General features: G+C 66.4%; 19 protein-coding genes. 11 read left to right on the top strand and 8 right to left on the bottom strand.

Annotated elements, in window-relative coordinates; translation table 11 throughout:
* Window positions 1–19: 19 nt before the first annotated feature.
* The 10 genes from soxB to ACQR1B_RS30530 all read left to right on the top strand — a co-directional run bounded on the left by soxB (window position 20) and on the right by ACQR1B_RS30530 (window position 8,310).
* Window positions 20–1,699 (top strand): thiosulfohydrolase SoxB, encoded by a 1,680-nt coding sequence (gene soxB / locus ACQR1B_RS30575; RefSeq protein WP_434836558.1) that lies wholly within the window; start codon window positions 20–22, stop codon window positions 1,697–1,699.
* Between the two features lie 5 nt (window positions 1,700–1,704).
* Window positions 1,705–2,988: a sulfite dehydrogenase gene (soxC, locus tag ACQR1B_RS30570; RefSeq protein ID WP_434836559.1), complete on the top strand. Its 1,284-nt coding sequence runs from the start codon at window positions 1,705–1,707 to the stop codon at window positions 2,986–2,988.
* Window positions 2,927–3,718 carry a c-type cytochrome gene (locus ACQR1B_RS30565; protein WP_434836560.1) on the top strand — a complete coding sequence of 264 codons (792 nt, stop codon included), beginning with the start codon at window positions 2,927–2,929 and terminating at the stop codon, window positions 3,716–3,718. Before soxC ends, ACQR1B_RS30565 begins: the two co-directional genes overlap by 62 nt.
* A 26-nt stretch (window positions 3,719–3,744) precedes the next feature.
* Window positions 3,745–4,179, top strand: a complete 435-nt coding sequence (locus ACQR1B_RS30560; protein WP_434836574.1) for a hypothetical protein — start codon at window positions 3,745–3,747, stop codon at window positions 4,177–4,179.
* An 11-nt stretch (window positions 4,180–4,190) separates the two neighbouring features.
* Entirely contained in the window at window positions 4,191–5,093 is a 903-nt protein-coding gene (locus tag ACQR1B_RS30555; RefSeq protein WP_434836561.1) for an alpha/beta hydrolase, read from the top strand.
* A 9-nt stretch (window positions 5,094–5,102) separates the two neighbouring features.
* Window positions 5,103–5,543: a DsrE family protein gene (locus tag ACQR1B_RS30550; RefSeq protein WP_434836562.1), complete on the top strand. Its 441-nt coding sequence runs from the start codon at window positions 5,103–5,105 to the stop codon at window positions 5,541–5,543.
* Window positions 5,544–5,611: 68 nt separating this feature from the next.
* Window positions 5,612–6,712, top strand: coding sequence for a YeeE/YedE family protein (locus ACQR1B_RS30545; protein ID WP_434836563.1), 1,101 nt, complete (start codon window positions 5,612–5,614; stop codon window positions 6,710–6,712).
* Window positions 6,713–6,806: 94 nt separating this feature from the next.
* On the top strand, window positions 6,807–7,349 hold the full coding sequence (locus ACQR1B_RS30540; protein ID WP_434836575.1) for a YeeE/YedE thiosulfate transporter family protein: 543 nt from the start codon (window positions 6,807–6,809) through the stop codon (window positions 7,347–7,349).
* Between the two features lie 14 nt (window positions 7,350–7,363).
* Window positions 7,364–7,921 carry a YeeE/YedE thiosulfate transporter family protein gene (locus ACQR1B_RS30535; protein ID WP_434836564.1) on the top strand — a complete coding sequence of 186 codons (558 nt, stop codon included), beginning with the start codon at window positions 7,364–7,366 and terminating at the stop codon, window positions 7,919–7,921.
* 47 nt (window positions 7,922–7,968) lie between these two features.
* Entirely contained in the window at window positions 7,969–8,310 is a 342-nt protein-coding gene (locus ACQR1B_RS30530; RefSeq protein WP_434836565.1) for a rhodanese-like domain-containing protein, read from the top strand.
* A gap of 55 nt (window positions 8,311–8,365) precedes the next feature.
* Here ACQR1B_RS30530 and ACQR1B_RS30525 read toward each other — a convergent pair whose 3' ends face one another.
* Entirely contained in the window at window positions 8,366–9,001 is a 636-nt protein-coding gene (locus ACQR1B_RS30525) for a DsbA family protein (RefSeq protein ID WP_434836576.1), read from the bottom strand.
* Window positions 9,001–11,103, bottom strand: a complete 2,103-nt coding sequence (locus tag ACQR1B_RS30520) for a protein-disulfide reductase DsbD family protein (protein ID WP_434836566.1) — start codon at window positions 11,101–11,103, stop codon at window positions 9,001–9,003. Before ACQR1B_RS30520 ends, ACQR1B_RS30525 begins: the two co-directional genes overlap by 1 nt.
* Between ACQR1B_RS30520 and ACQR1B_RS30515 the strand changes: the two genes are divergently transcribed.
* Window positions 11,096–11,218 (top strand): hypothetical protein, encoded by a 123-nt coding sequence (locus ACQR1B_RS30515; protein WP_434836567.1) that lies wholly within the window; start codon window positions 11,096–11,098, stop codon window positions 11,216–11,218. The two genes, ACQR1B_RS30520 and ACQR1B_RS30515, sit on opposite strands and share 8 nt — an antisense overlap.
* Before the next feature lie 51 nt (window positions 11,219–11,269).
* Here the strand turns inward: ACQR1B_RS30515 and ACQR1B_RS30510 are convergent, their stop codons facing one another.
* The 6 genes from ACQR1B_RS30510 to ACQR1B_RS30485 all read right to left on the bottom strand — a co-directional run.
* The gene (locus tag ACQR1B_RS30510; RefSeq protein ID WP_434836568.1) at window positions 11,270–11,647 is read right to left on the bottom strand and encodes a hypothetical protein; all 378 of its coding nucleotides are present in this window, start codon (window positions 11,645–11,647) and stop codon (window positions 11,270–11,272) included.
* Window positions 11,648–11,739: 92 nt separating this feature from the next.
* A complete protein-coding gene (locus ACQR1B_RS30505; protein WP_434836569.1) occupies window positions 11,740–12,627 on the bottom strand; it encodes an MBL fold metallo-hydrolase in 888 nt (295 codons plus the stop codon).
* A gap of 68 nt (window positions 12,628–12,695) precedes the next feature.
* Window positions 12,696–12,899 carry a YgaP family membrane protein gene (locus ACQR1B_RS30500; RefSeq protein WP_434836570.1) on the bottom strand — a complete coding sequence of 68 codons (204 nt, stop codon included), beginning with the start codon at window positions 12,897–12,899 and terminating at the stop codon, window positions 12,696–12,698.
* A 91-nt stretch (window positions 12,900–12,990) separates the two neighbouring features.
* A complete protein-coding gene (locus ACQR1B_RS30495) occupies window positions 12,991–13,659 on the bottom strand; it encodes a Crp/Fnr family transcriptional regulator (RefSeq protein ID WP_434836577.1) in 669 nt (222 codons plus the stop codon).
* Window positions 13,660–13,702: 43 nt separating this feature from the next.
* A complete protein-coding gene (locus ACQR1B_RS30490; RefSeq protein ID WP_434836571.1) occupies window positions 13,703–14,056 on the bottom strand; it encodes a carboxymuconolactone decarboxylase family protein in 354 nt (117 codons plus the stop codon).
* 9 nt (window positions 14,057–14,065) lie between these two features.
* Window positions 14,066–14,308, bottom strand: a 243-nt coding sequence (locus tag ACQR1B_RS30485) for an efflux RND transporter permease subunit (RefSeq protein ID WP_434871386.1), incomplete at its 5' end; no start/stop codon positions are given.

Below are 14,308 nucleotides of genomic sequence, written 5' to 3'. Positions count from 1 at the left end.
GGACACAAGGATAGACATCATGATATCGCGTCGCGAATTCGTTCAGGTCGCATTGGCGGCGGCTGCCTTGACGGGTGGCACGTCCCGGGCTTTTGCGCAGCAGAAGCTGACCGAGAAGGAGCTTTTGGCCTTCGAGCCGGTCGGCAATGTCACGCTGGTGCATGTCACCGACATCCACGGCCAGCTGATGCCGCTGTATTTCCGCGAGCCGTCGACCAATCTCGGCGTCGGCGACGCCAAGGGCCAGCCGCCGCATATCACCGGCAAGGACTTCCTCACCCGGTTCGGCATCGCGCCGGGCTCGTCGTCCGCCTACGCGCTGACGTCGGAGGATTTCGAGGCGCTGGCCAAGACCTACGGCCGAATCGGCGGGCTCGACCGTGCCGCCACCGTCATCAAGGCGATCCGCGCCGAGCGCTGCGACAAGGTGATCCTGCTCGATGGCGGTGATACGTGGCAGGGATCATGGTCGTCGTTGAAGACCCGCGGCCAGGACATGATCGACTGCATGGCGCTGCTGAAGCCGGATGCGATGACCGGGCATTGGGAGTTCACCTACGGCACCGAGCGCGTCAAGCAGGCGGTGGATGCGCTCGGCTTCCCCTTCCTTGGCCTCAACATCCGCGACACCGAGTGGAACGAGCCGGCGTTCGAGCCCTCGACGATGATCGAGCGCGGCGGCGTCAAGATCGCGGTGCTCGGCCAGGCCTTTCCGTACACGCCCGTCGCGAATCCGCGCTGGATGATCCCGAACTGGTCGTTCGGCGTTCGCGAGGAGGACGTGCAGACGCAGGTCGACAAGGCGCGCAAGGATGGCGCCGGCCTCGTGGTGCTGCTGTCGCACAACGGCTTCGACGTCGACCGCAAGCTGGCCAGCCGGGTCAAGGGTCTCGACGTCATTCTGACCGGGCACACCCATGATGCGTTGCCCGAGGCCGTGAAGGTCGGCAAGACGCTGCTGATCGCGTCCGGCTCCTCCGGCAAGTTCGTGTCGCGGCTCGATCTCGACGTCAAGGACGGCGAGGTCAAGGGCTATCGCTACAAGCTGATCCCGTTGTTCTCCGACGTGATCACGCCGGATCCGGCGATGGCGGCCAAGATCGCCGAGGTGCGCAAGCCGTTTGCCGCCGATCTCGGCCGCTCACTGGGACGAACCGAAACGCTGCTGTACCGCCGCGGCAATTTCAACGGCACGTTCGACGACCTGATCTGCCAGGCGCTGCTGCAGGAGCGCGATGCGGAGATCGCGCTGTCGCCGGGGTTCCGCTGGGGCACCAGCGTGATGCCGGGCCAGGACATCACCTTCGAGGACGTCACCAATGCCACCGCGATCACCTATCCCGCGGTCTACCGCATGGGCATGACCGGCACGCGCCTCAAGGAGATCATCGAGGACGTCGCCGACAATCTGTTCAACGTCGACCCGTACTACCAGCAGGGCGGCGACATGGTCCGCATCGGCGGCATGTCCTACGCGATCGACGTCAACAAGCCGCAGGGGCAGCGCATCTCCGACATGCGCCTGATCAAGACCGGCGCCGCGATCGACCCGGCGCGTGAATATCAGGTCGCCGGCTGGGCCAGCGTCAATGAAGGCACGCAGGGGCCGCCGATCTGGGAGGTCGTGTCGAGCTATCTGCAGCGCCAGAAAACCGTGCGTCTCGAGCCCAATCGGGCCGTCAAAGTCTCCGGAGTGTGACGACGATGTCCAAGGACAAATCTCTCTCCTCAGTACCTCGCGCGTCGCGCCGTGGCTTCCTGACGGCAGCGGGCGGTCTCGCGGCCACGGCGCTGGCGTCGCAGGCGCGTGCCGGTGCCGGCAATCCCGCCAATCAGCCGCCGAACGTGCCGGAATGGACGCGCACGCTCGGCGAGGGCGTCGCCGTGCGTCCCTACGGCAAGCCGTCGAAATTCGAGAAGGATGTCATCCGCCGCGACGTCGAATGGCTGACGGCCTCGCGCGAATCCTCGGTCAGCTTCACGCCGCTGCATGAGCTCGAAGGCATCATCACGCCGAACGGGCTGTGCTTCGAGCGCCATCACGGCGGCGTCGCCGAGGTCGATCCGGCCGATCACCGGCTGATGATCCATGGTCTGGTCGAGCGGCCGCTGCTGCTGTCGCTCGACGAGCTCAAGCGCTACCCGCGCATCAACCGCATCCATTTCATGGAATGCGCGGCCAATTCCGGAATGGAGTGGCGCGGCGCCCAGCTCAACGGCTGCCAGTTCACCCATGGCATGATCCACTGCGTGCAGTACACCGGCGTCTCGCTGCGCACGCTGCTGGAAGAGACTGGTGTCAAGCCGAGCGGCAAATGGCTGCTCGTCGAGGGCGCCGACTCCGCGTCGATGGATCGCAGTCTGCCGATCGAGAAGGCGCTCGACGACTGCATCATTGCCTACAAGATGAACGGCGAGGCGCTGTATCCCGAGCAGGGCTATCCGATGCGGCTCGTGGTGCCGGGATGGCAGGGCAATCTCTGGGTCAAATGGCTGCGCCGTATCGAGGTCGGCGATCAGCCCTGGCACACCCGCGAGGAGACATCGAAGTACACGGACCTGCTGCCGAACGGCAAGGCGCGCCGTTTCACCTGGTCGATGGACGCGAAGTCCGTGATCACGAGCCCGAGCCCGCAGGCGCCGATCAAGCACGGCAAGGGCTTTACGATCGTCTCGGGCCTGGCGTGGTCCGGCAACGGCAAGGTCAAGCGCGTGGATGTGTCGCTCGACGGCGGCCGCAACTGGTGGCCGGCGCGGATCGATGGCCCTGTGCTCGATAAGGCGCTGACCCGCTTCTATTACGAGTTCGACTGGAACGGCGAGCCGCTGCTGCTGCAGTCGCGGGTGCAGGACGAGACCGGCTACGTCCAGCCGTCCAAGGCCGAGTTGCGCAAGGTGCGCGGCTACAACTCCATCTATCACAACAATGGCATCCAGACTTGGCATGTGCAGGCAAACGGTGAGGTCGAGAATGTCGAGGTCGCCTAAGCTGATCATTGCAGTCGCGCTCGCCACCCTTGCGGGCTCGGTCGCGCTCGCCGGTGGACCGGGAGAGAAGATCGCGGCCAAGTCTGACGCAAAGACGGACGCAAAGACCGAGGCGAAGACGGAAGCTGCTGCGCCGCAGCGCTTCAACATCGGCCGCGCGCCGACGGTCGAGGAGATCCGCGGCTGGGATATCGACGTGCGGCCGGACGGGCAGGGCCTGCCGGTCGGCAAGGGCACCGTCGCCCAGGGCGAGAAGCTGTTCATGGACAATTGCGCCAGTTGTCATGGCGAGTTCGGCGAGGGTGCCGGCCGCTGGCCGGTGCTCGCCGGCGGCAAGGGCTCGCTCACCTCGGACAATCCGGTCAAGACCGTCGGCTCGTACTGGCCCTACGCCTCGACCCTGTTCGATTATGTCCGCCACGCGATGCCGTTCGGCAGCCCGCAGTCGCTGAAGGTCGACGAATACTACGCGCTGGTCGCCTATGTGCTCTATCTGAACGATGTCATCACCGATCAGAACTTCGAGCTGACCGACAAGAATCTCGCCACCATCAAGATGCCGAACGAGGGCGGCTTCATCATGGACGACCGGGCGACCAGCGAGAAGGCCTTCTGGCAGAAGGACCCGTGCATGAAGAACTGCATCGCGCCGGTCAAGATCACCGGACGTGCGACCGCCGTCGACGTCACGCCCGAGGACAAGGACGGCAAGCCGCGGGGCGTCGAGTGACGATGGCCGGATGCACCCGCCGCCAGATGCTGCTGGCGGCCGCATCCGTCGTGCTTGCGATAGGCGGGGTCGCTTCGATTGCCGCCGCGGCGGAGCCGCACCGGCTGGCGCTGCAGATCAGCGACGACGATCCGGCCAAGATGCGCGCGGTACTCGACGTCGCCGCCAATGTGTCCCGGCACTATTCGGGCGAGGGCGACGAGGTCGAGATCGTGGTGGTCGCGTTCAACGGCGGGCTCGACATGCTGCTGGCCGACCGCTCGCCGGTGAAGGAGCGCGTGCTCGGCTTCGCCAAGTCGATGCCCAATGTGAGCTTCATCGCCTGCGGCAATACCTTGGAGACGCTCGCGGGCAAGGAGGGCCGGCAGCCGCCGCTGATCGATGGCGTCACCGTGGTCAAGACCGGGGTCGCGACCCTGCTGGAGCTGTCCGAGAAGAACTGGACGATCGTTCGTCCGTAAAGGAACTTGTCATGCGCTGGTGGCTCGCGCTCGTCGTCTGTCTCTCTGCCTCGGTCGCGCTGGCCGCTGAGGAGCCGCGCGAGCTCGTGATCGGTGGCCGCACGGCGCTCGCCACGCTCAGGCTGCCGGCTCAATCGAGGCCGGATATGCCTCTGGTCCTGATGACTCACGGCACGCTGGCGCACAAGGACATGGAGACGATCCAGGGCCTGTCCAAGGCGCTGGCCGAGCGTGGCATCGCCTCGCTCGCGCACAACCTCGTGCTCGGGCTGGATCGCCGCACCGGCATGTACGACTGCGCCAAACCGCACGACTACGCGCCAGATGATGCGATCGAGGAGATCGCCGCCTGGCTCGCCGAGGCGCGCAAGACCTCGTCGCGGATCTTCGTGCTCGGGCACTCGCGCGGCGCCAATCAGCTCGCGCGCTATCTGGTCGCCAACCCGAAAGCCGCGATCGAAGGCGCAATCCTGCTGGCGCCAGCCACGGTGGGCATCGAGACCAGCCTGAAGGCGGCCTATGCGGAGAGCTATGGCGAGCCCTTGGCGCCGCTGCTTGACAAGGCCGAAGCCGCTGTATCAGCGGGACGCGGTGGCGACTGGATGTCGGTGCCGGGATTCATCTACTGCCGCGATGCCAAGGTGACCGCGCGCGCCTTTGTCGCGTTCTATCGCGCCGACCGGCGCCAGGACACGGCGGCGCTGATCGCGGACGTCAGCCTACCGATCATGGTGCTTGCGGCCGCGCAAGACAAGACCGTGCCGGACGTGGCAGCCTCGTTCGCGCCGCTGGCCGCCCGCGCCGGCAGCCGTGTCCGGCTGGAGACGATCGATGATGCCGATCACTTCTTTCGCGATCTCGCCGCCGAGGATGCCGCGGATCGCATCGCAGGATTCATTGCAGCCGCGCGTTAGGAGTAGCCCATGGAACGACGATCCTTGATGCAAGCCGGGCTTGCCAGCCTGTTCGGACTGTTGGGTGTCGGCAGCGCCCGGGCCGCGACGGAGTCTCCGCGCCAGCGCGTCGCCTATCATCTGGCCGACCAGGATCGCGCGCTCTTCGTGCTCGGCAACATCCAGAACCATGTCGACGGCACCGGCGGCCCCGGTCGCGCCGACATCCGGCTGGTGATCCACGGTCCGGGCTTGCGGGCCTTTCACGCGATCTCGGCCGATCAGGCCATTGCGGCGCTGGCGGAGCGGCTGATGAAAGCCGGGGTCGGTTTCGATGCCTGTGCCAACACCATGAAGGCGCAAGGCGTGAAGCTGGACGATCTCTTGCCCGGCTTCGCGGTGGCCTCGAAGGGCGGGGTGGTGCGTCTCACCGAGCTTCAGCAGAGCGGATATGCATATCTGCGTCCGTAGTAGGTGCATACTTCCTTGCCGCAGCCGCGCGGCGGATTGAGCAGCAGATCTGAACGACGAGAGCGCCCGTGCTCACCGCATTGATCGACCTGTTGGGTGAGGAGCTGGTGTCGCTGCTGGGTGGGCTCGCGGTCGGCGGCGCGTTCGGCTTCTTCGCCCAGCGCAGCCGCTTCTGCTTGCGGGCGGCGACGATCGAGTTCGCGCGCGGGCAGGGCGGGCCGCGTCTGGCGGTGTGGCTCCTCACCTTCGCCTCGGCGCTGCTCGGCACCCAAGCGCTGGTGGCGATGGGGCTGCTCGATGTCTCCGAAGCGCGCCAGCTGGCGCAGCAGGGAAGCATCTCCGGCGCGATGGTCGGCGGCACCCTGTTCGGCTGCGGCATGATCCTGGCGCGCGGCTGCGCCAGCCGGCTGCTGGTGCTCTCGGCGAACGGCAATCTGCGGGCGCTGCTGTCGGGCCTGATCTTCGCGGTGACCGCGCAGTCCGCCTATCGTGGCCTGCTCGCGCCGGCGCGCGAGTGGCTCACCAATCTCTGGCTCGTCGACGGCGGGCCGTCGCGCGACATCATGAGTCTGTTCGGCGGCGGCACGCCGGAGAAGCTCGGCTTCGGCATGTTGTGGTTCGTGGCCGGCCTCGCTGCAGTGTCGAAGTTTCAGGTCGGTGCGAAGGCCCTGGGTTCGGCCGTCGCCGCGGGCGCGGCAGTCGCGGTGGGCTGGCTGCTGACCTATCAGCTCGGCCAAGCCTCGTTCGCGCCGGTGCCGCTGAAGAGCCTGACGTTCAGCGGCCCTTCCGCCGAGCTCCTGATGCAGGTGCTGGCGAGCCAGCAGCTGAAGCCGGGCTTCGATCTCGGCATCATCCCGGGCGTGTTCCTCGGCTCGTTCGTCGCCGCCGCGCTAGCCCGCGAGCTCAATCTAGAAGGCTTCTCCGATGGGCGCGGCATGCGTCGCTATCTGATCGGTGCCGTCCTCATGGGGTTCGGCGCGATGCTGGCCGGAGGCTGCGCCGTCGGGGCCGGTGTGACCGGAGCCTCGGTGTTCGCGCTGACGGCCTGGATCGTGCTCGGCGGCATGTGGCTGGGCGCGGCCGTGACGGATTTCGTCGTCGACCGCTGGCTGTTCGGTGCCAAACAAGCGCTGCGCGAGACGCTGTCGGGCGCGACGACGCGACCATAAGTGATATTCACAAGTGCGAATATACGTATATAATGCGCGGCATCAGTGCGGCGTGCGCCGCGCGCCAGCAGGGAGGACAGGCGTCATGACGATCATGACCGACGTCGCAGTCGGAGATGCGAGGAAGTCCAGACGGATCGATTGGTCGCCTTATCTGGTCGGGGCCGGTATCGGCATCCTGAGCTGGGTGGCCTTTGCCGGGTTCGGCGATCCGCTCGGCGTAACGACGGCGTTTTCCCGTGTCGCCTCGCTGTTTGCTGCGCCGGTGGTCGGATCCGACGTCGTCGCCGCCAACAGCTATTGGAAGTCGATGCCGCTGAAATGGGACTATGGCGTGTGGTTCCTGGTCGGCGTTCCACTCGGCGCGTTCCTGTCGGCGATCATCTCGGGAACATGGCGCCTCGAGCTGGTGCCGGAGGTCTGGAAGCAGCGCTTCGGTCCCTCGGTGTTCAAGCGCTTCGTCGCCGCTTTTGTCGGCGGCATCGTCATCATGTATGGCGCGCGGCTGGCCGGAGGCTGCACCAGCGGACACGGTATTTCCGGCGGGCTGCAATTGGCGCTGTCGAGCTGGCTGTTCCTGGCGGTGATGTTTGCGACCGGCCTTGTCGTGTCGCGCCTGATGTTCCGCAAGGCCTGAGAGGGAGAGAGGTCATGACGTCTTTGATGAGCATCGCCGGCCCGATCCTGATGGGCGCCGTGTTCGGCTATCTGCTGCAGCAAGGCAAGGTCACGAGCTGCAACGTGATCGAGAACCAGTTCCGGCTGCGCGATTTCACCGTCCTGAAGGTGATGGGCACCGCGATCGTGGTCGGCGGCATCGGCGTGCTGCTGCTTGTGGACACCGGTAACACCAAATACTACGTCAAGGATGCCAACATGTTGGCGGTCGCGCTCGGCGCGGCGTTGTTCGGCATCGGCATGGTGGTCTACGGCTACTGCCCCGGCACCGCGCTCGGCGCCATCGCCAGCGGCAGCGTGCATGCCGCCGTCGGCGCCTTCGGCATGATCGTTGGCGCCATCCTGTATGCGCTCAGCTTCGACTGGGTGAAGGCCCACATTCTCAACGTCTGGGCGCTCGGCAAAGTGCGGTTGCCCGATATCACTGGCGTGCCGGATGGTGTCTGGTTCGCCGCGCTCGCGATCGGCGCCGGCGCGTTCTTCTTCTGGGTCGAGGCTTCGGAGGCCAAGGCGAGCCGCGCGCAAGGTTAGGCCGCTTCGCTCGATCCCCCCTCATCAGCAGTCGAGAGGTTCATCCCATGCTGGCAGGATTGTTCAACAAGCTCACGGGATCGGCGAGCGTGCCCGCCATCGAGCATGACGAGCTGGTCAAGGCGCATCAACAGCGCAGCTGCGTCATCGTCGACGTCCGCGAGCCGCACGAGTTCAAGGGTGGCCATATTCCAGGTGCCATCAATCATCCGCTCTCGCGTTTCGATCCGGACAGCCTCGTGCACGACAAGCCGGTGGTCCTGATCTGCCAGGCCGGCGGCCGTTCGGCCACGGCATTGCGGCGAGCCATGGCGGCGGGGCAGCAGAACATCCGCCACTACGCCGGCGGCATGAGCCGCTGGCGCGCACAGGGCGGTCCGGTCGCCTAGGCGGCCGGTCCGGATCTGCTGAACATCACGCCAGCAGCGTGCTTGACGACGGCCGTCACTTCCGCGACGCCTTTCGCGCGTCGGCGATGGCTTGCTTGAACGCCTGGGCGTTGGGCGCTCCCGGCACGCGGAAGCGGCCGATGATGAAGGCCGGGGTGCCCTGGAAGCCCAGGCCCATGGCCTGGTCGTGGTTGCGGGCGAGGACGGCATCGATCTCGCTGCCTTTGGCGGCCAGATCGGCCTTGGCGCGCGCGAGGTCGATCCCGGCGGCAGAGAGCGCGGCGTCGGCGTTCGCCTCCGAGAGCTTGTCCTTGAGGGAGATCAGGGCCTCGTGGGCTTCGGCGAACTTGTCCTGGTACTTCGCCGCAAGCGTCATGCGGGCCGCGTAGATCGACGGTCCGCCGAAGATCGGCCAGTCCTTGAAGATCAGGCGGACGTGACCGTCGTCGCGAACCACCTTGGCGAGCTCCGGGCTGATCTTGCGGCAATACGGACATTGATAGTCGAAATACTCGACGATCGTGATGTCGCCATCGGCATTGCCGAGGACGGGAATGGCGGGATCGCGCAAGATTCGCGCCTCGCTCAGAATGTCGCCGTCGTCATCCTCTGCGCGGACCTGGAGCGGCAGTGTGGCAGCCGTGAGCAGCAGCAGCGTCGCGAGCGAAGCGGAGAAGGTCTTCCTGGTCATCATGTCTTGTCGGTCTCCTTTGGTGGGATGGTCGATGCGGTGTCGATGGCGTCGAGCACGATCTGTGGTGTGAGCAATTCGGGCAGCACGATGCCGGCGGGCGCGCCGGGGCCGAACACGACGTTGAAGGGCAGGCCGTAGCGGCCGAAGGATTGCAGGTAGGCCGCGATCGTATCGTCGTGCGAGGTCCAGTCAGCCCTGACGGCAACGACATCCGACGTGAGGCGGCTGCGCACGGCGGCGCTGTCGATCGCGAGCTTCTCATTGACCTTGCAGGTCACGCACCAGCTGGCGCCGATGTCGACGAACACGGTATGGCCGGCGCGGACCTGGGCCGCGATGTCCGCCGGCGCCAGCTTCTGCCACGCGATCCCGTCCGACCGTCCTGGGCTGTCCGGCGGACTGATCACGTTGGCGGCGGTCAGCACCAGCCCGATCGCGACGATGACGCCCGCGCCGGCGACCGTTCGCCGCAACGGAAAGCGCAGCATGGTCAGGATCAGCGCGGGCACGAGCAGGACGGCGGCGAGCACGGCCGCGGTCGCAACGCCGCTGATGTCCGCGAGCACGCGCAGCAGCCATGATGCAGTGGCGATCATCGCGAGCGCCGCAACGGCGCGCAGCGTCAGCATCCAGCGGCCCGGCCGAGGAAACAGCGTGGCCAGGCGCGGCGCCGCTGCGAGGCCGAGATAGGGGGCGGCCATGCCGAGCCCGAGTACGGTGAACACCAGCAGGATCTGCGGCGCAGCCTGTGACAGCGCGAACGCGACGGCGGTGCCGACGAACGGTGCAGAGCAGGGTGTCGCGAGCAGCGTCATGACGAAGCCGTTGATGGCGTGCCCCGCCATCGTGTTGCGGCCGGTGGCGCCGCCGAGGCGGCCGGCGATCCACCAGGGCAGGCGGATCTCGAACAGGCCGAGCAGGTTGGCGCCGAACGCGGCGAGCACGACGATCATTGCGACGAGGAAAGCCGGTTGCTGAAACTGCAGCCCCCAGCCGACTTCCGCGCCCGCGGCTTTGAGGACGGAGAGGACCAGGGCGAGAGCCACGAATGACGCGATGATCCCTGCGGCCGTCGCCAGGAAGGCCGGACGCCGTGATGGCGCGTGGGCCGGATCGTGATCGACCAGGGAAACGAGCTTCAGCGACAGTACCGGAAACACGCACGGCATGAAGTTGAGGATGAAGCCGCCGAGCAGCGCCACGCCGAGGATGCTCCAGAGCGATGCCGCAGCGGCATGCGGCCTTGCCGGTGCCGACTTCGCGGCGACAGCATCAGCGTCCACGGGCAGCGTGGCTTCGATCGCGCGGTCGCCATCGACCAGCGTGACTCGCAACCTTTGTTCAGCGGCGGCCTGATCGAGGCCTTGCAACGGCACATGGATCGTGACGGCGCCATCTGAGCTGTTGCTGACTTGAGCACGACCACCGGACACCGCCTCATTGCCATCGACGAAGACGTCGGGCGCGCGCAGCGGCGGCGCGGCCCGGGCCTCGAGACGCAGCTGCGGTTTGGGCTGGCGCTCGATGCGTAGCGCGGTGACGGAGAGGCCCGGCGCGGTCTCGCGCGGCACGCTCTGCCGCCATTCCTCGATCAGGCCCTGATCGTTTGGCTGATGCGGCGTCGCCGGGATGTCGGCCTCCAGCTGCGCCTCCTGCTGGGTGCAGATGATCGAGCAGACGAACAGGACTGCCTTCAGCTTGAGATGCGCCGGCGCTGCTCCATCCTGCAGCCGCACCCGCAATGGAAACAGCACGTGCTCCTCATAGCCGAACGTGTCGATGTCCTGCTCGCTGAAGCGGCGCGGCGCCGGCCATTCGACCGTGACATCAGCGACATTGGTGGACCCGGTCCAGTCGAACTCCGGTGGCGCGCCGGCGTCGCCCGCGGAGCGCCAATACGTATGCCAGCCGGCGTCGAGCCTGACGTCGAGGCCCGCCCAGGCCGTCGTCACACCGCTGTCGGCGCGTGCGACGTCGCCGACCACCAGGCGCGTTTCGAGGTTCGGTTGAGGCCGCGACGCGCCGGCGCTCGCACCCGTCGTCGCAACGAGAAGCGCGCCCAGCAGCAGGCCGAGCCAGCCAGGATGGCGGATGGACATGATGATCTCCCTGCGCGGTCAGCGCATGTCTCAAGCGGTCGTGCCGCGCGGTTCGACGCAAGGCGGCCCGAACACGCGGCTGCGCTATGCGATCCGTTCGATGCGCGATCGATGATGGAATTTCGCTCGCTCGGGCCGCAGCGTTACGCCGCGCGCGAAACGATGATCAGGAGCGGCGACAGGGAGGACGGTAGGGCGAGGACGCGTGGCATTGCGTCGCCAGCGCGTCATGCCGGGATTGCCACGACAGCGTGCGGGAGGCGGCCAGCGGCTGCGCAGTTGCGCCGTCATCTGCCGGGAGAGCGGTGAGGCTCGCCGCGGCGAAGGGACAGAGGTTGATGGTGCCGGGCAGCACGGCCTTCCGGCACGGCTTCGGCGCAGGTGTCGTCGTCGACGACCATTGCTGCGCATGGACGCCGTCGGCCGTTGTCGCCGTTGCAGCTTCGAGCGTGCCGAGCAGCGGAACCAGGCTCATGGCGACCGCGACCAGCGCCGCCACGAGGCGGCGGGTCAGCACGGGCACCTTGAAACCAGATCGCCTCATCTTCGGCTCGCTTCTCCAGCACAGACACGTCGCGCGGACCGCTCGTGGTTGGCAACTGACATCTTCGTGACGGTGCGATCGTGCAACTGAGGTCACAGCGCGTTGATCGGCACCTTCAGGAAGATCTTTCCGCTGTCGTCGGCGGGAGGAAGATGTCCAGCGCGGATATTCACTTGCAGCGAGGGGATGATCAGCCGCGGCATGCCCAGCGTCTTGTCGCGGGCCTCGCGCAGGGTGACGAACGCGTCCTCGGTCATGCCATCGCGGGCGTGAATGTTGTGGAGGCGCTCGTCGCCGACCGTCGTCTCCCACCGTACCTCACGTCCGTCAGGGCCGTAATCGTGGCACATGAACAGCCGGGTCTCGCGCGGCAGCGTCTCGAGAATCCTGCGGATCGACCGAAACAGCGTCCGCGCGTCGCCGCCGGGGAAATCCGCGCGAGCGGTGCCGCCGTCGGGCATGAACAGCGTGTCGCCGACGAATGCCGCATCTCCCATCACATGCGTCGCGCAGGCCGGCGTGTGGCCGGGCGTGTGCATCACGAAGGCGGTCATCTGCCCGACCTGATAGGTGTCGCCGTCCTTGAACAGCCGGTCGAACTGGCTGCCGTCGCGGCGAAACTCGGTGCCTTCGTTGAAGACCTTGCCGAACGTCTCCTGCACGATGAGGATGTGCTCGCCGATGCCGATCTTGCCGCCGAGCCTGTCCTGGATATAGGGCGCGGCCGAGAGATGATCGGCATGGGCATGCGTCTCGATCAGCCATTCCGGCCGCAGATCGTTCATCCTGATGTAGTCGATCAGCGTGTCCGCGGAGCGGGTGCCGAGGCGGCCGGCCGCATAGTCGATGTCGAGGACGGGATCGATGATCGCACAGGACGGCGATGACGGATCCTTCACGACATAACTGATCGTGCTGGTGTCCGGATCGAAGAAGCCGGCCACCTTGGGCCGCACGCGGACATCGATCGGATAGGACATGGCTGCTGCTCCACAATGAAGCTCCAGGGCGGCATCGCCGCCCCGTACTCTCTGTTATTTTGCCGGGTCTAAGACGTCGGGCTCGACTTCGTTCCGCAGGTGTTGATGCCGAGCAAAGCGTAGGGCGGACACCAGCCGACCAGCGCGGTGCCGAGCGGGATCAGACCAAGCAGGCCCCACATCGTCTGCGGGCCGACGAACATGAGACTGAGAACCGCCAGTCCGACGACGATCCTGAGCAGCCGGTCGACCTTGCCAACATTCCGTGTCATCTGACGCTCCCCACTGGCGTTGTGATGAAGCGAACGTTAATGCGGCAGAGGCGCGACGGTCTGTAACTAAGTCACCGAGACGGTCGGGTTTCTAACCATGCTGGGCCAGCCGCGCGAGCGCTGGTCTGTCGGTGATCTCGACCACTCCGCGAGCCACTCGCAACCAGCCGCGCCTGGCGAATTCGTTGAGCTGGCGGCTGATCACCTCGCGGGCGCTGCCGAGCTCGTTGGCCAGATCCTGGTGGGTGGCGAGAACCTGCTGCTTCGCCCCGGCAAGCTCGAGCAGCTTCTGCGCCAGCCGGGCGTCGATCCGCTCGAATGCCACCTCCTCAATGACGCGAAACAGGTTCGTGACCCGGCGGCTGAACGCCGTGAACACGAACTGGCGGAATTCGCGCGAGGTGGCGATCAGCCGGTCGAACAGTGCGCGAGGAATCGCCACGGCCCGGATGGGCGTCTCGGCGATGCCCTCGGCCTGGTATTCCTCGTAGCCCATCAGGCAGGCGGTGGTCAGGGCGCAGCTCTCGCCGGCCTGAACGCGGTAGAGCACGATCTCGCGCCCGGACTCCGACGTCTGCTGAACGCGAATGGTTCCCGCCAGCAGCAGAAGAAAGGACTCCGGAGCCTGGCCAGGGCCGAAAATCCGGCTGCCTTCGGGAAGCTCAACGATCAGGCTCGCCTCGCGCAGTTGCTTGAAAATCTCTTCCGGCAACTGCTGCAGCGGCGGGAACGTGTCCGTCCAATCTTGCTTCGATGACATCACAAAGTCCGACCGTTCTCGTCATCTGTTTGCTGAGCCCGACTCAGGTTCCCGCCTGCTGCTGGAACTGCTCGAAGGCGCCGATCGCATCGGCGGCGTACATCAGTGACGGGCCGCCGCCCATGTAGATCGCCATGCCGAGCGTTTCCTCGACCTCCTGTCGCGTGGCGCCGAGGCGCACCAGCGCCTCGGCATGGAAGCCGATGCAGCCGTCGCAGCGGACGGCCACGCCGATCGCCAGCGCAATGAGCTCCTTGGTCTTCTTGTCGAGCGCGCCGTCGGCAGTGGCAGCTCGCGCCATCGCCGAGAAGCCCTGCATGACGTCGGGGATATCCTTGCGCAGCGTCTTCAGGTTGCCGGAGATGTCCTTGCAGATCTCGCTGTAGTTCTTGGTCATGGAGATGTCCTAGGATGCTTTCATGGTCGGTTTGCCGGGCGCGCGCAGGGCAATGTAGATCGCGGGGATGACGAGCACGGTGAGCAGGGTGGACGAGGCAAGGCCGAACAGCAGCGAGATCGCCAGGCCCTGGAAGATCGGGTCGAGCAGGATCGTCGCCGCGCCGATCATCGCGGCCAGCGCCGTCAGCAAGATCGGCTTGAAGCGCACGGCGCCGGCCTCCAGCACGACATCGCGCAAGGTCTTGCCTTC

Source organism: Bradyrhizobium oligotrophicum, assembly GCF_051168495.1.
Classification (GTDB): domain Bacteria; phylum Pseudomonadota; class Alphaproteobacteria; order Rhizobiales; family Xanthobacteraceae; genus Bradyrhizobium; species Bradyrhizobium oligotrophicum_A.
Note: the sequence above shows the minus strand (reverse complement) of the source record. Positions and strands in the feature narration are given on the sequence as shown.